This is a genomic window from Sphingomonas faeni, assembly GCF_024273235.1.
Classification (GTDB): domain Bacteria; phylum Pseudomonadota; class Alphaproteobacteria; order Sphingomonadales; family Sphingomonadaceae; genus Sphingomonas; species Sphingomonas faeni_A.
Genome location: NZ_JANBVH010000059.1, coordinates 1 through 20,176 on the forward strand (window position 1 = coordinate 1; position 20,176 = coordinate 20,176).

Below are 20,176 nucleotides of genomic sequence, written 5' to 3' on the forward strand. Positions count from 1 at the left end.
GACGTCCAGATCTTGGCGATGTATTCGTAGGGTGTAAGGCCGCTGAGCGTCTTCAGTCGGCGGGCAAAATTATACGCAGCCATGAAGTCGGCAAGGTGCGTCCGTAGCTGCTCGTGGCTCTCGTAGTGGAAGCGTTTGACGGTCGCCTCCTTGATGGTGCGGTTCATCCGCTCAACCTGACCATTGGTCCAAGGGTGGTTCGGCTTGGTAAGCCGGTGCTCGATGTCATTGGCTTCGCAGATCATGTCGAAGCGCATCTGCCGCGACCAGGCGGTGTTGCGGTTGCGCGGCTGCTCGGCGAACTGGATCCCGTTGTCAGTTAGGATCGTGTGGATCCGGTACGGCACCGCTTTCAGCAGGTGTTCCAGGAATTCCCAAGCCGTCCGCCTGTCAGCCTTGTCGACCAACTGCGTCACCGCGAACTTACTCGTGCGGTCGACGCCTACGAACAGATAAAGCTTGCCTTCGGCGGTCTGCACCTCGGCGATATCCACGTGGAAGAAGCCGATAGGGTAGCGTTTGAAGCGCTGTCGCTTTGGCTTGTCGCCTTCGATGTCCGGCAGACGGGAGATGCCATGGCGTTGCAGGCAGCGGTGCAGCGCTGACCGGCTCAGGTGCGGGATCGACGGCTGCAATGCGTAGAGGCAGTCGTCCAGCGGCAGCAACGTGTGACGCCGGAATGCGACGACCGCTGCCTCCTCGGCTTCGGTTAGGGTCGTGCAGTGAGGGGCCTTCGGCCCGGTCTTCAGATCCTCGACCGTCGCCCGCTTACGCCACTTCGCCACCGTCTTGGGGTTGATCCCCAGTTCCTGGCTCAACGTCGCGAGCGAAGCTTGCGATCGCTGTATTGCTGCTCTGACGGCGTGCGTGGTCGTGGCGCTCCCGTGACGTACCTGTCCCATATGGCTTCCTTCCATTCCAACGAAAGGATCGCACCATCAAACCGTGGGATCAAACACCTAGCAGCTCTTCCAGATGCGCTACGTCGTTGTGGCGGAAGATGAACCGTTCTGCGCCAGAGCGCTTGATGCCCTCGATCATGGAATTGTGGTTGAGTGCGTCCGAGAATATCGCGCAATTCGGCAGCAACCGCCCGAGTGTGCCAAGGGCTGCCAGATTGCTGATCCAGCCAGACGTGAACAGGAGCGCGGCTTCCTTGCCATGCAGTCCGGCAAGCTCCTGTTCCAAGGCGACGTGCTCACTAACCGTGCCTGAGATATTCCGTGTTCCGCCGGTGCCGGCACCTGAGCGTGTGATGGTCTCATGCATCGCTGCAAGGACGTCGGGATGCTGCCCCATGCCGAGATAGTCGTTGCTGCACCATACCGTCACCTCGCGCATGGTGCCGTCTGGACGGTGCCAGCGCGCCTTCGGGAAGGCGCCCGCGATCCGCTCCAACTGTGCGAAGGTTCGGTAGCGCCCTTCAAGCCGGGTTTTGGCGAGAAGATCTTCAAAATGAGCATCGAGGTTCATGGTTCGCTCCTAGGGAACGTCAGAGAAAGTCTAGGGGTGTAGCCACCAGCGAATGATGCTGGCGACGATCCCGAGGGCCAGCACGCTGAGCGTCCAGATCAGCACCAGCCAGCCGATCCGTCGCCAAAGCGATGCCGGTGGGGTGTCAGCCATCAGTGATAGCCTTCGGTGACGGTTTTGCCGCGGAAGACCCAATAGGCCCAGGCGGTGTAGGTGATGATCAGCGGCATGATAAAGACGGTCCCCACCAGCATGAAAATCTGGCTCTTCTCGGGCGCTGCCGCATCCCAGATCGTCAGCGCACGCGGCACCACATACGGGAACATACTGATCCCGAGGCCCAGGAATCCGAGCGCGAAGAGGGCCAGCGTGACAAGGAACGGCAGGCGTTCCCGACCACGCTTCAGACTCCAGAAGAAGATGCCTCCGACCGCGATCGTCGCGAGAGGGACCTGAGACGTGAACAACACGCGGGGCATTTCGAACCAGCGGTGCCAATAGTCGATCGCCAGGAACGGCGTCGCTGCGCTAACCGCGGCCATCACAATCAAAGTCGCTATGCCCAGCCGAAACGCCATCTTTCGCGAGTGCTCCTGAAGCGAACCGTGCGACTTGCCGATCAACCAGCTCGACCCCAGCAGGGCATAACCGGACAGAAGCGCAACGCCGGTCAGCAGGCTAAAGGGCGACAGCCAGTCCAACGAACCACCGGCATAGGCGCGACCCTCGACCTTGATCCCTTGCAGCACCGCTCCGAGCAGTATGCCTTGCGAAAACGTTGCCACGACAGAACCAACGAAGAAGGCGGTGTCCCAATACGGGCGATGACGCGGGTCACGCCAACGAAACTCGAATGCCACGCCGCGGAAGATCAAACCGAGCAGCATGCCGATTACCAGCGGGTAAGTAGCCGGCAGGATGACGGAGTATGCGAGCGGGAAGGCCGCCATCAGGCCGCCCCCCCCAAGCACCAGCCAGGTCTCGTTGCCGTCCCACACCGGAGCGATCGAGTTCATCGCCTGATCGCGTTCCTCCCCAACCTTCAGCGTCGGAAAGAGAATGCCGATGCCAAGATCGAAGCCGTCCATCACGACATAGGCGAAGATCGCGAAGGCAAGGATGAAGGCCCAGACGGTAGCCAGATCATAATTGTAGAGCATGGCAGCTTACTCCTTGCTCAGAGCAGGGGCGGGCGTGAAACCCGTCGCCCGCTGCGGGGTGGAGGCCGGTTCGCTCTCATGTGGAGCAGGTGCCTTGGCCATGAGGCGGAGCAGGTAATAAGTGCCCGCGCCGAACACGATGAAGTAGACGATCACGAACGTCAGCAGCGATGTCGCAACGGCTGCGGCACGAAGCGGCGAGTGCGACTGGGCAGTCAGAAGATACCCGTAGACCGTATAAGGCTGCCGTCCGACTTCCGTCGTAATCCACCCGGCAATCACCGCGACGAAGCCTGCCGGACCCATGATCATGGCAGCTCGGTGTAGCCATCGCCAATCATAGAGCTGCCGGCGGAACCGCGCGACAAGGCTGAACAGTCCAAGTCCCAGCATTGCCATGCCCAGTCCGACCATGACCCGGAAAGACCAGAAGACCACGGTGACGGGCGGCTCACGATCGTCAGGGATCGTGTCGAGCCCGGCGAGCGGCGCGTTAGGGTCGTGCTTCAGGATCAGGGACGATGCCTTGGGTATCTCGATCGCATAGTCGATGCGTTTCTCGGCCGCATTGGGGATACCGAACAGGATCAGCGGAGCCCCATTGGGATGGCTGTCGTAATGCCCCTCCATGGCCATTACCTTGGCTGGCTGATGCTCCAGCGTGTTGAGGCCATGAGCATCACCGGCGAGGATTTGCGCCGGTGCCGCAATCGCCACCATCCACATCGCCATCGAGAACATCTTGCGCGCGCCGGGATTGGTGCGGTCACGCAGCAGATGCCAGGCACCGACTGCTCCGACAACAAGCGAGGTCGTCAGATAGGCGGCGATCACGACGTGCGTCAGTCGGTACGGGAAGCTTGGATTAAAGATGATCGGCAGCCACGATCCGGCTGGTACGAACTGCCCCTGGCCGTTGATGGCAAACCCTTGCGGCGTATGCATCCAGCTGTTGGTACTGATGATCCAGGTCGCCGAAATGAAGGTGCCGAGTGCCACCATGCAGGTCGCGAAAAAGTGCAGCTTGGGTCCAACCTTGTTGATGCCGAACAACATGACGCCAAGGAAACCGGCTTCCAGGAAGAAGGCGGTTAGCACTTCATAGGCCATGAGCGGCCCAACGACGGGGCCGGCTTTATCAGAGAATACCGACCAGTTCGTGCCGAACTGGTAGGACATGACGATCCCCGAGACGACGCCCATGCCGAATGCCACCGCGAAGATCTTCAGCCAGTAGCGATAGAGATTGGCGTAGACGCCCCGGCCGGTTCGCAACCACGCGCCTTCCAGCACCATCAGGAAGCTTGCAAGCCCAATGGAAAATGCTGGAAATATGAAGTGGAATGATACCGTGAATGCAAACTGCACCCGGGCAAGGAAAAGGGCTTCGTCACCCATGAGGGGGTCCTCTTGTGGTTCGCCATACCGAGATTAACTCGGCCATCACGTCGCGCCTGATCGCCTATATTTCTGTGATGTGATCGATCAGGTGCAACAGCCCAGGTTCAGACCAGCGAGATCTTTCTGGTTGCGTTCGGGGCGGTCATCGCGCCAAGTAAGCGCAAGCCACGTTCAAGACGTTCGCGGGAAAGAGTGCCTCCGATTGACACGCGCAACGCGGGTGAACCGCTTGACCGGTCAACTGCGAACACATCTGCACCCACCACGGATAAGCCGTGGGGGCGCAATGTGTTTACGATCTCACTGGAATTGGCGTCCGAGGGCAGCGGCATCCACAGATGATACCCTTCCGGCTGTGACTGGAACCCTTGCGGATCGAGAAACTTTGCCACGATTGCCTGACGAGCCTGTGCCTCGACCCGAACAGCGGTGGTGAGCTGCTGGAACACTCCACTGCCAATCCAGTCCGCCACGACCGCTGCATTGAGCGGTGGTGCCATGATTGCGGTTTCGTGCACGTCGGCCGCCAGTCGCCATGCTTGTGCGACTGTGGGTGCACGCAGCCACGCAATACGCAGACCCGGCGATAAAATCTTCGATACGCTGGCGATGTGCCAGGTCCGATCCTCCGCGAACGATGCGATCGGGGGCAAGGGCCGTTCCGGCAGGAGGCCATAGGCGTCATCCTCGATGACGATCAGACCGTGCTGCTCGGCAACGGTGGCAATCGCCTTGCGCCGGTCCACGCCCATTGTCGCGGTCGTCGGATTATCGTTGGTAGGTACGACATACACAGCACGCACACTGCCTTGGGCACAGGCGGCGTCGAGCGCTTCCGCGATCAGGCCTTCCGCATCCGACGCTACGACGAACAGGCGCAAACCGTACCGGCGGGCGACCGATTGGAACCCCGGATAGATGTGTGCGGCGACTGCTACGGTGTCGCCGGGTTGCAGCTCTGCGCTAACGATCGCGTGAAGGGCGTGTTGCCCGCCCGCCGTCACCAGAACGGTGTCGTCGTGACACGGAACGCCGCGAGCGCTCAACAGATCAGCACCAGCTTCGCGGGCCACGATCATGCCGCCACTCGGCTGATACTGGAACGGCGCAGCGACATCAGAACGGGTTAGTAAAGCGTCGGCAGATTGTCGGAACGCTGCAGCAAGAAGTGCGCCTGGAATTTCAGGTGGCGCGTTCATACCGGTATCGACCGGCTCGCTGTAGGTGGCTTTAGGAGTGTCGACCTTCTTCTGGCGAACAAAGCTACCACGCCGGCCGTCACCCTCGATCAATCCGAGCCGCTGCGCCTCGCCGTAAGCACGCGTGACCGTCGTCAGATCGACGCTTAACGCTTCGGCAAGGGCCCGCTGGGGCGGCAGCCGCGTACCGGCAGCAAGGCGTCCAGCCTCGATATCCTTCGAGAGCGCCTCAGCAATCGCAAGGTACTTTGGCCCCGCAATGGACTCGATATCGGGTTTCCAGGTTTGCATGGTTCTCATATATATGGCTCACGTACAAAGTCCATGCATTGCGAAGACAAAATATTGCGTTCGAATTCAGTCGCGATGGAGGGCGTAAAGCTCCTTGCCCGCAAGCGCCGATCGCGCGATTTCGCCATGATCGTGGAAGGCGAGCGAGGCCTCCGCGCAGTCAGCCTCCCAGAAGCTTTCATCGGCGTAACAGGCTAGCGCCCGCTCAGCACGACCGACACGCGCTGCAATTTCACTGAGCGCCTGTAGGGCGACGCGGACTTCGACATAATCGTCCCCACTGCCGGCAAGCACCGTGCGAGCGTCGTTCGAGCGCCCCGTAGAGGTTAGGTATGAAGCGGCGATGCGCCGGGCATCAGGCATCAACGAGCGCATAGACCGCTCCAAAAAATGGATCTGACAAGACCTGCGACCGGATTAATCGTCGAAGTTACTACTGTCCTTCGTATTCTCCCGGCCGTGAAGCTGATCCCAGATCTTGCCCGTACCGGCCTCCTGAGCACGATTCACGTACTGAGAGGCGACCAGCCAGCCTTTGATGGGGTGCAGCGGCAGCAGACATCCCAAAAGCATGACTGGGAGTGACGTGAACAGATGCACCCACCACACGGGATCAAATTTTACCTGGATCCACACGACAAAGAAAGCGAGCGGGAAGGCAACGATGCACAAGGAAAAGAAGGCAGGACCATCGTCAGGCGCTGCAAACCGATAGTCGAGACCGCAGGCCTCGCATCGGTCCGCGACCTTGAGCCACGACTTAAACATGTGCCCCTTGCCGCATCGCGGGCACAGGCCCTTCCAACCGGTCTTCATAATCCAGCGGAATTTGTCACCGTCGGTATCTTGGGTCACATGCGCACCGTTTGTTTTTAGCGATCGTACATACATAGTACGTATTGCATGGACTTTCTAGTTACTTTGCGCGCATCATTTATCGGCTGGGCTCTGTTGCAAAAATCGTGAAGCTTGAGCATGCTTGGCGGAGATTGGACGGACGGAACGATGACGGATTTCAAGTGGCGCCATTTCCAGGGTGATGTGATCCTGTGGGCGGTGCGCTGGTATTGTCGCTATCCGATCAGCTATCGCGACCTTGAGGAAATGCTGGCGGAACGCGGCATTTCGGTCGACCATACGACGATCTATCGCTGGGTCCAGTGCTACGCCCCGGAGATGGAGAAGCGGCTGCGCTGGTTCTGGCGGCGTGGCTTTGATCCGAGCTGGCGCCTGGATGAAACCTACGTCAAGGTGCGGGGCAAGTGGACCTACCTGTACCGGGCAGTCGACAAGCGGGGCGACACGATCGATTTCTACCTGTCGCCGACCCGCAGCGCCAAGGCAGCGAAGCGGTTCCTGGGCAAGGCCCTGCGAGGCCTGAAGCACTGGGAAAAGCCTGCCACGCTCAATACCGACAAAGCGCCGAGCTATGGTGCAGCGATCACCGAATTGAAGCGCGAAGGAAAGCTGGACCGGGAGACGGCCCACCGGCAGGTGAAGTATCTCAATAACGTGATCGAGGCCGATCACGGAAAGCTCAAGATACTGATCAAGCCGGTGCGCGGTTTCAAATCGATCCCCACGGCCTATGCCACGATCAAGGGATTCGAAGTCATGCGAGCCCTGCGCAAAGGACAGGCTCGCCCCTGGTGCCTGCAGCCCGGCATCAGGGGCGAGGTGCGCCTTGTGGAGAGAGCTTTTGGCATTGGGCCCTCGGCGCTGACGGAGGCCATGGGCATGCTCAACCACCATTTCGCAGCAGCCGCCTGATCGGCGCAGAGCGACAGCCTACCTCTGACTGCCGCCAATCTTTGCAACAGAGCCGTTTTGCGCGATCGCCACGCCCGCGATCGCCAGCGCGGCCGCGCCCACGCCTGCGACAACAGTGAGAGTTCGTTTGCTAGCCATGTTCCATTCCACTTCCTGCATAAGGGCCGTGGGGTCGGGCGGGCGGCGGTTACGGCCCAATGAGCCGTCGTCCGAGTTCAACTCCTCTGATTGTTCATCCTGTCGAGCGCCGCGCGCAGCCCACGGGCGAGCTTGGCTGCGTCGTCGTTGGCCTAGAAGTGCATGAAGAACAGCCGCGGCTCGTCGTTTAGCATATGATTATGCAGCGCCGTGACCTCGATCCCGTTCGTCCGCAGCACGCGCAGGACCGGATCGACCTCGTTTGCGACAAGTACGAAATCGCCGGTGATGGCGGCTCGGCCGTCCCCGGTTGGCTGAAAGTTGATCGCGGTCGCCGTGCCCATCGTCGGCGGAGTCTCCATATCGCCGTCCATCAGCCGCTCGGCGCGCGGAAAGCTGTATTGGAGGATGCCACCGGCCGTCTTGCCCTCACCGCCCATCAACCGGTTGAGCGCGGCCACATCGAGGTCGAGCCGCGATGCGGCTGCGCTGGCCGAAGGCGATTGCGGCGCGGCGAGCGGGGTCCGACTGGCTGATAGCGCTTGCCGGAGCGCGGCCGCGAGCTTCACCGGGTCGCCGTGGCCGGCAATGTGCATGTACATGGTCGCAGGCGAAGAGCGGAGCAGGTGATTGTGGAGCGCGGTGATCGTAAAACCGCTTGCGAGCAGGCGGCTCAAAACGGGGTTCACCTCGTCGTGGGTCAGCACGAGATCGCCCATCACCATCGCCTCGTCGCCCATCGGCTGAAACGCCGCCCAAGAGCCGAGCGCGAGGGAGGGCTTGATCGTCACCCCATCCAGCGTGACGCTCAGGTCCGAACGCGGGAAGCTGTAGCGGTGAACGCCCCCCGGCTGTTCGGCCCCCGCTCGTCCTATCGCCCGGTCGACAGCCGACCAGTCCGGCGCTGCCCATGCCGGGCTTGCCAGCAGGAGGCTGGCGAATCCCAAGGCGATGGTCTTTTTCAGCATAATTGATCCTTCATCAGCGCACTCGACACGGAAAGCCTCACGTCATGCGAGCGCGCCGCCGGCGAGCCGCGACATTGCGCTCCGGTTTCTTTCTTCGGGATAAGCAGTCCTATGCTCATGAGGCTTGTGATGCAACCCTTACACTTGTAGGCTAGTGACGATACAACTATGACAAACACACAAGCTTCCCCTTGGTTGCTCCTGATCCCGCAGCTTCCGGCTAAGCCTGCCTATTTGCGGGTGAAGGTCTGGCGGCGTTTGCAGGCGATCGGGGCCGCGCCGCTCAAGAACGCCGTCCATGCGCTCCCCAATCGCGAGGACACGCGCGCGCTGTTCGAAGAACTGCATCGCGAGATCACCGAAAATGGCGGCGAGGCGCTGATCCTCGAAGCGCGCCTTGTCGGCGGCATGGGCGATGCGGAGCTGCGCGGAGTGTTCGACGCTGCGCGTGACGCCGACTATGAGGAGTTGGCACGCGAGGCGCGCGCGCTGTGTGAGGGCGAGTATGTCGCGGCGGCGGATGTGGGCCGCCTGCGCAAACGCCTGAACGAGGTCGCCGCGATCGACTTTTTCGGTGCGCATGGTCGGCAGGCGGCACAGGCCGCCATCACCGAGGCGGACCGCCGCTCTCACCAACATCCCGATGTGAGCGGCCCCGGTGCGCCCGAGCTGACCCCGGCGGAGCTAAAGCGCCGCGTTTGGGTGACGCGCCGCCATGTCCATGTCGATCGCATCGCGTCCGCCTGGCTCATTCGCCGCTTCATCGACCCCGAGGCGAGCTTCAAGTTCGTCGAGGGCAAAGGATATGTGCCGGAGCCTGACGAACTGAGGTTCGACATGGCGGACGCTGAGTTCACCCACGAAGGCGACCGCTGCTCCTTCGAGACCTTGGTGTTCCTCACCGGTCTCGAGACCGACCCCGCGCTGCGGGCGCTCGGCGAAATTGTTCACGACCTTGATATTGCCGATGCTCGGTTCGAGCGCCCGGAAACTCCGGGAGTGAGCGCGCTTATCGCCGGCATCTGTGCCGGCACCGACGACGACGAAGAGCGGATCGCGCGCGGATCGACCGCGCTCGACGGATTCTATGCTCACTTCACCCGGCGAAAAGAGGACTAAAGATGGAGGCCAGCGCACGCGCTGAAATCGCAGTCGAGACGCTGCACGAGCACGGCATCAGCTTTGGCGAGGCGGTGCGCGTCTGGATCAGGGTCGCGCTGCTCAGCTTCGGCGGACCGGCGGGCCAGATAGCGGTGATGCATCGCATCCTGGTCGAGGAGAAGCGCTGGATCGGCGAGGAGCGGTTCCTCCACGCGCTCAACTATTGCATGCTGCTGCCCGGCCCTGAAGCGCAACAGCTAGCTGTCTATATTGGCTGGTTGCTCCATAAGACCAAGGGGGGCCTGGTCGCGGGCGCGCTATTCGTGCTGCCCGGCTTCCTCGCGATTTTAGGGCTCAGCTATGTCTATGTGCTGCTCGGCGAAGTGCCGCTGGTCGAGGGATTGTTCTTCGGATTGAAGGCCGCCGTGCTGGCGGTGGTGCTACAGGCGGTGGTCCGGGTGGGTTCGCGTGCCTTGAAGAACAACGTCATGCGCGGTTTTGCCGCGCTGGCGTTCGTCGCGATCTTCGTGCTCGACGTGCCCTTCCCGCTGATCGTGCTTGCCGCCGCGCTGATCGGCTTCTTCAGTGGCCGCGCTGGTTACGCCGCATTCAAGGGCGGCGGCGGACATGGTCCCGCCGGCGCTGAGATAATCCACGACCGCGACACCGCTCTTGGCGAGGGCCTTCCCGACCATGCCCGGCCGAACCTCTCTTGGTCGCTGCGCATCTCCGGCGTCCTGCTGCTGCTCTGGCTCGGGCCGGTCGCAGCGCTGCTGTTCGCGTTCGGCCCCGACGACGTGTTCAGCCGCATCGCCACCTTCTTCAGCCAGATGGCGGTGATGACCTTCGGCGGCGCCTATGCGGTGCTCGCCTATGTCGCGCAGGAGGCAGTCGAGACCTATGGCTGGCTCCAGCCCGGCGAGATGCTCGACGGGCTCGGCATGGCCGAGACCACGCCCGGGCCGCTGATCATGGTGACGCAGTTCGTCGGCTTCCTCGCGGCCTTCCGCGAAGCGACCGGGCTGCCGCCGCTCGTCGCCGCGACCTTCGGCGCAATCCTCACCACCTGGGTTACCTTCCTGCCATGCTTCCTGTGGATCTTCGCCGGCGCGCCATTCATCGAGCGGCTGCGCGGCAACCGCGCATTGTCGGCCGCGCTTTCGGCGATCACCGCCGCAGTGGTCGGCGTGATCCTCAATCTGGCGGTCTGGTTTGGTATCCACACTCTGTTCGAGCAAGTCCGCGAAGTGCCGTTCGCAGCCGGCACCATCGATCTCCCAGTCCTAACGTCCGTCAACTGGCCGGCGCTGGCGCTCGCGGTGGGTGCGATACTCGCCATGTTCCGGTTCAAGGCCGGCATGCTGCCGGTGCTCGGCGTCTGCTCGGTCCTCGGGGCCGCATATGTAATGATCATCTGAAGGAGTGACGCGTGACGATCGACCATCTTTCCCGACGCAGTGCAATCGCAACTCTTGGCATCGGAGCCGCCGCCATGACTATCAACGAAGCCTCTGCGCAGACGCCGGCCGCAGCGCCGGCGGCTGTCCCCGCCTTTGCCGGAAATCATCAGGTCAAGCCGCTCAGGTTCAATCCCGCCAGGCTTCACGGCCTCTCCGAAAGGCTGATCACATCGCACCACGAGAACAATTATGCGGGCTCGGTCAAGGCCCTGAATATGATCGAGACACGACTTGCCGCCGCGCTCGCTGACACGGACCTGCCGCCGGTGGTCTATGGCGGATTGAAGCGCGAGGAGCTGCACCGCACCGGCTCGGTGGTGCTCCATGAGGTCTATTTCGACGGGCTCGGCGGCAACGGCCAGGCAGCCGGTTCCATCCGCGACGCGCTGGGCGCGGCGTTCGGCTCGTTCGACCGCTGGGAAGCCGACTTCCGCCGTACCGGGATGAGCCTTGCCGGCGGATCGGGCTGGTGCGTGCTCGTCTACAATCTCCACACGCGCTCGCTGCACAACCATTGGGCGTGGGATCATATGCACGGTGCGATTGCCGGCGTGCCGCTGCTCGCGCTCGATATGTACGAGCACAGTTTCCACATGGATTACGGCACCGCCGCCGCCAAATATGTCGACGCCTTCTTCCGCAACATCGACTGGGAAGTGGTCGACCGGCGCTATGCCGCGGCTTTGCGCGGCGGCGGCTGAACCCGACCGCCGTGGCTTAACACCCACTGCTGCGCGACACCTGAGTTCGCGACCACAAAGGGGACAGGTCCGATGGGGAGATGCAACAATGACATCCGGCCCGAACATCGCTCTTCTTTGGCGTGGGCAAGCAGCCGAGTGGACGCATCGCTTTCATGAAGCCCGGCAGTGGCCGATAATGCAGGCCTTGCGGGCGCTCGGGGCGACCGCAAGGCCTGTACTGTACAGGGACGAGGCGGTTCGCGAGATTCGGGACGAGCTGCTGTCGTGCGACACAGTGCTGGTCTGGGTGAATCCGTTGGACATTTCAGGCGACCGCTCGCAGCTCGATCCAATGCTGCGCGAAGTCGCGGGGTGCGGCGTTGTCGTCAGCGCGCATCCTGACGTGATCGCCAAAATCGGCGTCAAGGAAGTGCTCTACACAACGCGATCCATGGAATGGGGCAGCGATGTCGATCGATACGTGGACGCTGAAGGCCTTCGCGCTCGTTTCCCCGAACATCTTGCCGCAGGCCCGCGCGTGCTGAAGCCGAACTACGGCAACGGCGGCAGGAATGTATGGCGTGTCCAACTAGACGAAGCGGGAAACGCTCCGGCTTTGAAAACGTCGGTGAAAGTTCAAGAGGCCCGCCAAGGAAGCAAATCGGAGCGCATCAGCCTAGCCGAGTGCTTGGAAAGGTGGGTGCCGTTTCTAAACGACGGCGGCGTGCTGATCGATCAGGCTTATCAGCCGCAGTCGTCCGAGGGCATGGTCCGCTGCTACGTGTGCGGGCACCGAGTGGTTGGCTTTGGGCACAACCTGATCACTGCGCTGATGACGCCAACGGCCATTGATACAACGTCGTCAACCCCACAGCCGATGGGCCGCGCCATGTTCGGACCGGAGGTGACGCGCTTCGCAGCCTTACGGAAAGCGATGGAGGATCGCTGGATTCCAGAGATGCAAAGGTTGCTGTCGATCGCCGACCACGATCTTCCGCTTCTTTGGGACGCCGACTTCCTATTTCGCCCTGGTGAAGCCATCAGCGATGGCTCCTATGCGCTTTGCGAGATCAATGCTAGTTCGGTTGCACCATTTCCGCCAAGCGCCGTCCAGCCAGTCGCCGCAGCGGCAATCGGTCGCGTTCTTGCCATTCGTTTGACGAAGGAGACCTCCAATCCTCATTGATATGATTCAAGCAATTCAAGAGACGTGACATTGGTCGTATCAATCAGACAAGCCTAAGGGTGAGCGAGGCTGGGTGAAACCGGCTCAGGTGGCAGCGCGGAGATACTGGTAGAGGGTTTCGCGACTGATCCCCAGGTCACGGGCGATGACGGCCTTGCGCTCGCCGTCATCAACACGGCGGTGCAGCTCGGCGACTATTTCGTCGGAGAGGGAACGTTTCCGCCCGCGATAAGCACCGCGTTGTCTGGCGACCGCAATGCCTTCGCGCTGCCGCTCCCGGATCAGGGCGCGCTCGAATTCGGCGAACGCACCCATGACCGAGAGCATCAGGTTGGCCATCGGGGAATCCTCGCCCGAGAAGGCCAGGCTTTCCTTCACGAACTCGATCCGGACGCCTCTTTTGGTGAGGGACTGAACCAGTTTGCGCAGATCGTCGAGATTACGCGCCAATCGATCCATGCTGTGGACCACGACGGTGTCACCCTCGCGGGCGAAGGCGAGCATGGCATCGAGTTCGGGGCGGTTGATGTCCTTGCCCGATGCCTTGTCGGTGAAAATCCGGTCGAGCGACTGCCCGTCCAACTGGCGATCGACATTCTGATCGAATGTGCTCACCCGGACGTAACCGATCCTCTGGCCTTTCATCGCCGCCTCCGGTCAAAATGTCAGGTTGAATTCTATGACACGGCGGAACATGCGTCAATAAATGCTTGCCATAACCCTATCCTGACAGAAACCGCCGCTGCATCCTGACGTCCGGTTAGGCTATACTCCAGATTGACGCTAGCCTGTCGCTCTCGACTCGGGATGGAGGCAGGATGGCGCGGCGGCGATTATTGACCGGAGAAGAAAGGCGTCGCCTGTTCGATATCCCCCATGACGAAACCGCGATCGTCGGCCACTATACCCTTGCCGCCGAGGATCTCGAACTGGTCGGTCGCCGCTATCGCCCTGCCAACCGCCTCGGTCTGGCAACGCAGATCGCGCTTATGCGGCATCCCGGCTTCGGTTTGCAGCCCGACGTCGACGTCCCCGATGCGGTCCTTCACTATCTCGCCGCCCAGCTCTTCGTCGATGTTGATGCGTTCGCCGACTATGACCAGCGCGCGCAAACACGTAACGATCATGCCGACATTGCGGCACGGCATCTGGGGCTACACCCTTTTCGGCGAGGGGATATACCGCTCGCGCTCGATCTCGCCGCAAGAGCTGCGGAGCGGACCGATCGGGGCGAACCTATTGTCCGCGCATTGATGGAGGGGCTGAAGCAGGAACGCTTCATTCTTCCATCGGCAGACACGCTCGAACGTGCGGGCCTCGCCGGCAGGGCACGCGCCCGCAAAGCCGCGGCGGCGCTCATTGTCGAAAGCCTGGGTCATGCCGAACTGGCGCGGATCGATGATCTGATCGTCAACAACAGCGACTTCGGCATGACGCCGCTGGCCTGGCTGCGCAATTTCGAGGAAGCGCCCACCACGGCGAACATCAACGGGCTGCTGGAACGGCTACGCTATGTGCGCGGAATCGGCATCGACCCGGCGATCGGCGCGAAAATCCCCGACTTCCGGTTCGCGCAGTTCATGCGCGAAGGTGGCGTTGCGCCGGCGTTCCTGCTCTCCGATTATAGCCTTAACAGGCGCCGCGCGACGCTGATCGCGGCGGTCATCGACCTCGATGCCAGGCTCGCCGATGGTGCGATCCAGATGTTCGACAGGCTTGTCGGAAGCCTGTTCACACGGGCGCGGCGCGGGCGGGAAAGGCGCTATCAGGACAGCATCCGCTCGGTCGGCGAACTTATGCGGCTGTTCGGCGCGACGATCGCCGCGCTGGGAGAGGCGGTCGAACATGGCGGTAATCCGCTCGAACTGATCGACGAAGCGGTAGGCTGGCACAGACTGGTCGCAGCCAAATCGCAGGTCGATGCGCTGGCCGAGCTGGCGGGCGAAGATGCGCTTGTCGCGGCGACTGGTCGCTATGCGACGCTGCGGCGGTTCAGCCCGGCTTTCCTCGATACATTCACGTTCAAGGCATCGGGGAGCGGATCGCAACTGGTCAAGGCCATCGAGGTCATCCGCGATACCAATGCCCGCAAGGCCCGCAGCCTGCCCGAGGGCGTTCCGCTCCCATTCGCCAACCGGCAGTGGAAGCGCCTCATCACCGAAGGTGGCCAGGTCGATCGCCGGCGATACGAGACGGCCATCATGGCCACGCTGCGCGATCGGTTGCGCGCCGGCGACATATGGGTCGAAGGAACCCGCAATTATCGCCGCTTCGACACCTATTTGCTGAGTCGACGCGATGCCGATAAGGTGGCCGACAGCCTGCCATTCCAGACCGATGCGGCCGCCTATCTGGAGGAGCGGGCAAGGACGCTCGACTGGCGGCTGCGCCGTTTCGCCAAGCAACTCAAGGCGAACAGGCTCGCGGGCGTGGCGCTCGAACGCGACCGGCTCAAGCTGCAACCCATGCCGGCGATCACTCCACCCGAGGCGGAGGCTCTCGATCGCAGGCTCGACGCCTTGCTTCCGCGCGTGCGGATCACCGAACTCCTGGTCGAGGTGGCCGAGCGCACCGGGTTCCTGAGCGCATTTCGCGATCTTCGGTCCCGCAAGGAGCATGACAACCCGCACGCGATCCTCGCCGCCATTCTCGCTGATGGATCGAATCTGGGTCTAGAGCGCATGGCCAACGCCAGCGACGGGGTGAGCTACGCCCAGCTTGCCTGGACCCACAACTGGTATTTGTCGCCCGAAAACTATCAGGCCGCGTTGGGGATGATCGTTGCCGCGCACCATGATCTTCCTTTCACGCGCCATTGGGGAGCCGGCACTAGTTCATCCTCCGATGGGCAGTTCTTCCGCTCGGGCCGCAACCGATCGGCGGCGGCCGACATCAATGCGAAATATGGCAGCGAGCCGGGCCTGAAGATCTACTCCCACCTGTCCGATCATTTTGCCTCGTTCGGATCGCGGATCATGTCGGCCACCGCCGGCGAGGCCCCCTACGTGGTGGATGGCCTGATGCTCGGCGCCGGCGCGCTACCGCTGCATGAGCATTACACTGATACCGGCGGCGCGACGGACCATGTCTTTGGGGGCGTTTGCGGGAGGGGGCGGAATCCTACGCTAAGGATTTGGGCCAGCGATATTCCCCGGTTAGATTGATGTGTTCCCATCCCAACGGCGAGACGTGGGCGAGTAGATCAGGCGCGATATGGGTACCGCTGGCGGCCCGGGTATTGACGACCTCGCCGAGCTTCATGGTGTTCCAGAATATGATGATGGCGGCGAGCAGGTTCATTCCGGCGATGCGATAGTGCTGGCCTTCGCCGGATCGATCCCGGATTTCACCTCGGCGGTGGAAGCTGATGGCGCGCTTTAGGGCGTGGTGGGCCTCACCCTTGTTGAGGCCGATCTGAGCCTGGCGCTGGAGGCCGGCATCAAGAATCCAGTCGATCATGAACAGGGTTCGCTCGATGCGGCCCACCTCTCGCAATGCGAGGGCCAGCTCATTCTGGCGCGGGTAAGAGGCGAGCTTGCGAAGAATCTGGCTGGGGGCGACGATCCCCGCTGCGATCGTCGCCATGATGCGCAGGATGTCGGGCCAGTTGCGCTCGATGAGCGGTTCATTGATCTTACCTCCGACCAGCGCTCGCACATTGGCCGGCGTCGCGTTGGGCGTGAAGGCATAGAGTCTTTTCTGAGGGAGATCGCGGATACGGGGGGCGAACCTGTAGCCGAGCAAGGCGCAGGCGGCGAACACATGATCGGTGAAGCCGCCCGTGTCGGCAAAATGCTGGCGAACGCGGCGGCCCGCGTCATTCATGAGCAGCCCGTCCAGGATATAGGGAGCCTCGCTGACCGTTGCCGGGATCACCTGGGTTGCGAACGGCGCATATTGATCGGACACATGGCTGTATCCCTTGAGGCCCGGGACGTTGCCATATTTCGCGTTGATCAGATTCATCGCCTCGCCCTGCTCGGTAGCAAGGAAGAACTGCCCGTCGCTGGATGCCGATTGCCCTTGTCCCCAGAAGGCGGCCATGGGCAGGGCGGCGTGGGCCTCCACGATCATGGCGAGCGCCCGATCATAGGCGCTGCCTTCGACATGCCAGCGCGCGATCCGCAGCAATTCCCAGAAGCTGTGCGTGTTGGTCGCCGCCGCCATCTTGCGCAAACCGAGATTGACGCCTTCCGCCAGCAACACGTTCATCAGGCCGATCCGGTCGCTGCAGGGCGCGCCGGTGCGCAGATGCGTGAACGCCTCGGAAAATCCGGTTCGCTCATCGACTTCCAGCAACAGATCGGTGATCCTCGCGGGCGGGAGCTGTTGATAGAGATCGAGCACGAGATCCTCGGCCCCTTCGGGCGTGTCGGCCCTCAGCTTGTCGATGTGCAGCTTGCCGTTCTCGATGATGCCGCCTGGGATCGTGCCGGTTCGCGCCGCGCGGCCAAACTCCTTCAGCCGTGTATCCAGTCGAGCCCTGCGCTCGGCCAGCCATTCGCCGGGTCGCAGCGGCACGGCGAGCCGCGCGGTCTGCTCTATCGCCTGTGGCGGGACCAGAAGCTGCTTGAGGTCGCCATAGCGGCGCGATCCCGCCAACCATATGTCACCGGACCGGAAGGCGTCGCGGATGTGGAACAGCACCGCGATTTCCCAAAGCCGGTGGTCGCCGCTGGGCTCAGCGCGAAGATGACGATGCCATTTCGAGTTGGGACGTAGAAAATCCACCGGCGGATCGACCTTGATCCCGTTACGCAGCATCGCAACGGCCGCCAGAAGAGGCGTGGCGATCGGCGCCGCCTGCATGTCGAGCAGGCGCAGCATCCTGGGCGCGTAGAGGCGGAAACGGTGATAGCCGTCCAGCACACGGCTGAGCGGGTCGGCCGCGAGCACGTTGGTCAGCGCGGAGGCCGTGGCGACAAGGGTTCTGAACCGTTCCCAGCCAGGCCCGGTGGCGATTATCCCGTCCAGGGCCGTGCCATCGTCCTGCGCTCCAAGCAAAGCACCACCGATTTCGGCAAAGGACTTCAGCGTGTCCCGAACGGCCGCCTTTTCGTCGGCGATCCTGGTGTTGCAAAGGCGTTCGGAGGCCCGATAGAGACGGCCTACGATGCGATCGTGGGTCTCCACGATGACATCGGCCAGCGATGACCGCCATTCCAGGGTGCAGACAGCGAGGATCGCAAGCCGCCTGTCTTCGGGCAGATCACGCATGCCGTCGGCGTAATAGCGCTCGCCCTGCCGGCGAAGCCGGGTCACACGATGCGCCGGCACGCCGTCCAGCAAATCCGCCGGAAGATCGAACCTTTGAAGATATTCCAGTCGATCCATCAGCCGGTTAGCGGCTGCTGAATTTGCGCCAACCTCGAACTGTCGCAGCCATACGAAGCGCGTGACGCGACCATCCACCGTATCCTCCAACAGGTGAGCCAAATTCTCGCTCAGGGTTGGCGTGATGCGATGGGCGATAAGATCCTCGATCCGGCGCTCGGCCTCAACCAGCGCATCGGCGCAAAGGCGCTCGATCGTCGAGGAGCCGGGAAGGATCGTGCGGGTGCGGCGACACTCCGCAACGAAGCGACGGGCAAGATCCTCATTCGATGTCGCCGCCTCGGCTTCCCGAGCGATCCATTCGCGCAAATCCCGTGCGCCCCGCCCCGAAAAGGAGCGATAGCCGTAGATTCGGCGAAGGTCCGCCAGATGCTCGTGCCGGGTCTCCTCGCGCGCGGCATAGAGGAGTAGATCGTCGCTGGTCAGGCCGAGCTGGGCCGCGATGAAATCCGATACCTGCGCCGGGATCAACTCGCCAGGAGCGAGCACCCGGCCCGGGTAGCGCAGGACGCACAGTTGCAGCGCGAAGCCAAAACGATTGTGGGCGCGCCGGCGCTGGCGGATATGCCCGAGATCCTCATCGCTGAGGGTATAGTGCCGCAGCAGCTCACCTTGATCGACCGGCAAGTGAAGCAGCGCCTCGCGCTGTCGATCGGTCAGGGTCACGCGACGCGGCATACATGCTCCTTATTCTTTCCGAGCTACGGTTTGAGATAGCTTGATTGAGATGCTGGTTAAGATACACAATAGCCCAATCTTATGTGCTCATGTTCGTCACCGCCTCAAACCTTCGTTTGTGATCCATGCTGATCGGCTACGCCCGCGTGTCCAAAGCCGACGGCTCGCAGTCGCTCGACCTGCAGCACGATGCCCTTCGCGCTGCCGGTGTCGAGCCAGGCAATATCTATGATGATCGTGCATCCGGTAGCCGTGATGATCGCCCCGGTCTTGCCGCCTGCCTGAAATCGTTGCGCGACGGCGATGTCCTCATCGTTTGGAAGCTCGACCGGCTCGGCCGAACGCTCACCCACCTGGTCAGCACGGTGCAGAATCTGTCGGATCGCGGTATCGGTCTGCGGGTGCTCACCGGCAAGGGCGCGCAGATCGACACCACGACGCCATCGGGCCGGATGGTGTTCGGCATTTTTGCCACACTGGCGGAGTTTGAGCGGGATATGATCCGCGAGCGCACCATGGCTGGCCTGGCCGCTGCCCGCGCGCGGGGACGCAAGGGTGGCCGCAAGTTCGCCCTCTCCAAGGCCCAGGTGCGGCTCGCTCAGGCTGCTATGGCCCAACGCGACACGTCCGTTTCCGACCTCTGCAAGGAACTCGGGATCGAGCGCGTCACTCTCTACCGCTATGTCGGTCCCAACGGGGAACTCCGGGATTACGGTCAGCGCGTGCTTGCTGCCAAAACGCGATGATGATGACGGGAGCCCCGATCAAACTTACCCAAGCGGACGCCGCAGACGTTGCAGACCTGTACAACCGTTGCAGCGACTATTTCCTGTTGCAGGACGGGGCCGCGCCCACGCTGGACGATGCTCGCGAGCTTTTCTCCGATGTGCCGCCCGAAAAGAGCGCCCACAATCAAGCTGTCCTGGGATGGAAGGGGCCTGGCGGCCTATATGCAATCGCGGCCATCCTCCGCGATTATCCGCGTGATGGCACATGGTATCTCGGCTTCATGATCGTAGATGCCGCACAGCGTGGTCGTGGCGTCGGACGCTCAATTTACTCGACGGTCGAAAGCTGGGCCGCTGCGAGAGGTGCCACAGAGATTCGGTTGGCCGTGCTGGAAGCGAATGAAGCGGCAGAGCGATTTTGGCGTTCTCTCGGCTTCATTGAGTATCGGCGCGTTGGGCCAGACACCTTCAAAATGCGTAGCCATCGCCGGATAGAACTGAGCCGTCGCCTTTCTGGCGCGACCGTAGAAGGCAGCAACAAGTAAGATCTCGCGCCGGCTATCTGGGCGAGCTTGGCGTAGGATTCCGCCCCCTCCCGCAAACGCC

At 62.2% G+C, this 20,176-nt stretch carries 18 protein-coding genes and 1 pseudogene; 8 read left to right on the forward strand and 11 right to left on the reverse strand.

The window, feature by feature from the left end; genetic code table 11:
- The 8 genes from NLI89_RS20555 to NLI89_RS20590 all read right to left on the reverse strand — a co-directional run.
- Positions 1–902: IS481 family transposase (locus tag NLI89_RS20555; RefSeq protein WP_254688663.1), on the reverse strand; the 902-nt coding region annotated here is incomplete at its 3' end.
- A 49-nt stretch (positions 903–951) separates the two neighbouring features.
- Entirely contained in the window at positions 952–1,473 is a 522-nt protein-coding gene (locus NLI89_RS20560) for an aminotransferase class I/II-fold pyridoxal phosphate-dependent enzyme (protein WP_199860757.1), read from the reverse strand.
- Positions 1,474–1,503: 30 nt separating this feature from the next.
- Positions 1,504–1,626 (reverse strand): DUF2474 domain-containing protein, encoded by a 123-nt coding sequence (locus NLI89_RS20565; protein WP_081874069.1) that lies wholly within the window; start codon positions 1,624–1,626, stop codon positions 1,504–1,506.
- Complete coding sequence (gene cydB, locus NLI89_RS20570) at positions 1,626–2,633, reverse strand: cytochrome d ubiquinol oxidase subunit II (protein WP_031439186.1); 1,008 nt, start codon at positions 2,631–2,633, stop codon at positions 1,626–1,628. The genes NLI89_RS20565 and cydB overlap by 1 nt, the downstream gene beginning before the upstream one ends.
- Before the next feature lie 6 nt (positions 2,634–2,639).
- A complete protein-coding gene (locus tag NLI89_RS20575; protein WP_031439185.1) occupies positions 2,640–4,031 on the reverse strand; it encodes a cytochrome ubiquinol oxidase subunit I in 1,392 nt (463 codons plus the stop codon).
- Between the two features lie 107 nt (positions 4,032–4,138).
- Entirely contained in the window at positions 4,139–5,533 is a 1,395-nt protein-coding gene (locus NLI89_RS20580) for a PLP-dependent aminotransferase family protein (protein WP_235524638.1), read from the reverse strand.
- A gap of 57 nt (positions 5,534–5,590) precedes the next feature.
- Positions 5,591–5,899: a hypothetical protein gene (locus NLI89_RS20585; protein ID WP_042466347.1), complete on the reverse strand. Its 309-nt coding sequence runs from the start codon at positions 5,897–5,899 to the stop codon at positions 5,591–5,593.
- 42 nt (positions 5,900–5,941) lie between these two features.
- Positions 5,942–6,340, reverse strand: a complete 399-nt coding sequence (locus NLI89_RS20590; protein ID WP_042466346.1) for a DUF983 domain-containing protein — start codon at positions 6,338–6,340, stop codon at positions 5,942–5,944.
- A 189-nt stretch (positions 6,341–6,529) separates the two neighbouring features.
- Between NLI89_RS20590 and NLI89_RS20595 the strand changes: the two genes are divergently transcribed.
- Positions 6,530–7,294, forward strand: a complete 765-nt coding sequence (locus tag NLI89_RS20595) for an IS6-like element IS6100 family transposase (RefSeq protein ID WP_001389365.1) — start codon at positions 6,530–6,532, stop codon at positions 7,292–7,294.
- Between the two features lie 290 nt (positions 7,295–7,584).
- On the opposite strand, the gene NLI89_RS20600 is transcribed toward NLI89_RS20595, so the two are convergent.
- Complete coding sequence (locus NLI89_RS20600) at positions 7,585–8,400, reverse strand: DUF1259 domain-containing protein (protein ID WP_254688661.1); 816 nt, start codon at positions 8,398–8,400, stop codon at positions 7,585–7,587.
- Positions 8,401–8,595: 195 nt separating this feature from the next.
- Here NLI89_RS20600 and NLI89_RS20605 point away from each other — a divergent pair, with 195 nt between their 5' ends.
- From NLI89_RS20605 to NLI89_RS20620, 4 genes are all read left to right on the forward strand, one after another.
- Positions 8,596–9,519 carry a chromate resistance protein ChrB domain-containing protein gene (locus NLI89_RS20605; RefSeq protein ID WP_008603798.1) on the forward strand — a complete coding sequence of 308 codons (924 nt, stop codon included), beginning with the start codon at positions 8,596–8,598 and terminating at the stop codon, positions 9,517–9,519.
- Between the two features lie 2 nt (positions 9,520–9,521).
- The gene (gene chrA / locus NLI89_RS20610) at positions 9,522–10,919 is read left to right on the forward strand and encodes a chromate efflux transporter (protein ID WP_122129123.1); all 1,398 of its coding nucleotides are present in this window, start codon (positions 9,522–9,524) and stop codon (positions 10,917–10,919) included.
- Between the two features lie 74 nt (positions 10,920–10,993).
- Positions 10,994–11,662, forward strand: coding sequence for a superoxide dismutase (locus tag NLI89_RS20615; RefSeq protein ID WP_017184236.1), 669 nt, complete (start codon positions 10,994–10,996; stop codon positions 11,660–11,662).
- Positions 11,663–11,750: 88 nt separating this feature from the next.
- Positions 11,751–12,830, forward strand: coding sequence for a Cj0069 family protein (locus tag NLI89_RS20620; RefSeq protein WP_184106684.1), 1,080 nt, complete (start codon positions 11,751–11,753; stop codon positions 12,828–12,830).
- Positions 12,831–12,914: 84 nt separating this feature from the next.
- Here the strand turns inward: NLI89_RS20620 and NLI89_RS20625 are convergent, their stop codons facing one another.
- Positions 12,915–13,475: a recombinase family protein gene (locus tag NLI89_RS20625; protein WP_046765576.1), complete on the reverse strand. Its 561-nt coding sequence runs from the start codon at positions 13,473–13,475 to the stop codon at positions 12,915–12,917.
- A 173-nt stretch (positions 13,476–13,648) separates the two neighbouring features.
- On the opposite strand from NLI89_RS20625, the pseudogene NLI89_RS20630 reads away from it, so the two are divergent.
- A pseudogene (locus NLI89_RS20630) lies at positions 13,649–15,922 on the forward strand (Tn3 family transposase); the annotation flags it as partial.
- A 28-nt stretch (positions 15,923–15,950) separates the two neighbouring features.
- On the opposite strand, the gene NLI89_RS20635 reads toward NLI89_RS20630, so the two are convergent.
- Positions 15,951–18,842: a Tn3 family transposase gene (locus NLI89_RS20635; protein WP_016746447.1), complete on the reverse strand. Its 2,892-nt coding sequence runs from the start codon at positions 18,840–18,842 to the stop codon at positions 15,951–15,953.
- 125 nt (positions 18,843–18,967) lie between these two features.
- Here NLI89_RS20635 and NLI89_RS20640 point away from each other — a divergent pair, with 125 nt between their 5' ends.
- Together NLI89_RS20640 and NLI89_RS20645 are read left to right on the forward strand one after the other, a co-directional pair.
- Positions 18,968–19,588, forward strand: a complete 621-nt coding sequence (locus NLI89_RS20640; protein WP_008832583.1) for a recombinase family protein — start codon at positions 18,968–18,970, stop codon at positions 19,586–19,588.
- Entirely contained in the window at positions 19,588–20,115 is a 528-nt protein-coding gene (locus NLI89_RS20645; protein WP_008832584.1) for a GNAT family N-acetyltransferase, read from the forward strand. The genes NLI89_RS20640 and NLI89_RS20645 overlap by 1 nt, the downstream gene beginning before the upstream one ends.
- The last annotated feature ends 61 nt before the right edge of the window (positions 20,116–20,176 follow it).

Bases quoted from the DNA above. Each gene is read 5' to 3' on its own strand.
- NLI89_RS20560 (WP_199860757.1), bottom strand. From the start codon at position 1,473: ATGAACCTCGATGCTCATTTTGAAGATCTTCTCGCCAAAACCCGGCTT.
- NLI89_RS20565 (WP_081874069.1), bottom strand. From the start codon at position 1,626: ATGGCTGACACCCCACCGGCATCGCTTTGGCGACGGATCGGCTGGCTG.
- cydB (WP_031439186.1), bottom strand. From the start codon at position 2,633: ATGCTCTACAATTATGATCTGGCTACCGTCTGGGCCTTCATCCTTGCC.
- NLI89_RS20575 (WP_031439185.1), bottom strand. From the start codon at position 4,031: ATGGGTGACGAAGCCCTTTTCCTTGCCCGGGTGCAGTTTGCATTCACG.
- NLI89_RS20580 (WP_235524638.1), bottom strand. From the start codon at position 5,533: ATGAGAACCATGCAAACCTGGAAACCCGATATCGAGTCCATTGCGGGG.
- NLI89_RS20585 (WP_042466347.1), bottom strand. From the start codon at position 5,899: ATGCGCTCGTTGATGCCTGATGCCCGGCGCATCGCCGCTTCATACCTA.
- NLI89_RS20590 (WP_042466346.1), bottom strand. From the start codon at position 6,340: ATGAAGACCGGTTGGAAGGGCCTGTGCCCGCGATGCGGCAAGGGGCAC.
- NLI89_RS20595 (WP_001389365.1), top strand. From the start codon at position 6,530: ATGACGGATTTCAAGTGGCGCCATTTCCAGGGTGATGTGATCCTGTGG.
- NLI89_RS20600 (WP_254688661.1), bottom strand. From the start codon at position 8,400: ATGCTGAAAAAGACCATCGCCTTGGGATTCGCCAGCCTCCTGCTGGCA.
- chrA (WP_122129123.1), top strand. From the start codon at position 9,522: ATGGAGGCCAGCGCACGCGCTGAAATCGCAGTCGAGACGCTGCACGAG.
- NLI89_RS20615 (WP_017184236.1), top strand. From the start codon at position 10,994: ATGACTATCAACGAAGCCTCTGCGCAGACGCCGGCCGCAGCGCCGGCG.
- NLI89_RS20620 (WP_184106684.1), top strand. From the start codon at position 11,751: ATGACATCCGGCCCGAACATCGCTCTTCTTTGGCGTGGGCAAGCAGCC.
- NLI89_RS20625 (WP_046765576.1), bottom strand. From the start codon at position 13,475: ATGAAAGGCCAGAGGATCGGTTACGTCCGGGTGAGCACATTCGATCAG.
- NLI89_RS20635 (WP_016746447.1), bottom strand. From the start codon at position 18,842: ATGCCGCGTCGCGTGACCCTGACCGATCGACAGCGCGAGGCGCTGCTT.
- NLI89_RS20640 (WP_008832583.1), top strand. From the start codon at position 18,968: ATGCTGATCGGCTACGCCCGCGTGTCCAAAGCCGACGGCTCGCAGTCG.
- NLI89_RS20645 (WP_008832584.1), top strand. From the start codon at position 19,588: ATGATGACGGGAGCCCCGATCAAACTTACCCAAGCGGACGCCGCAGAC.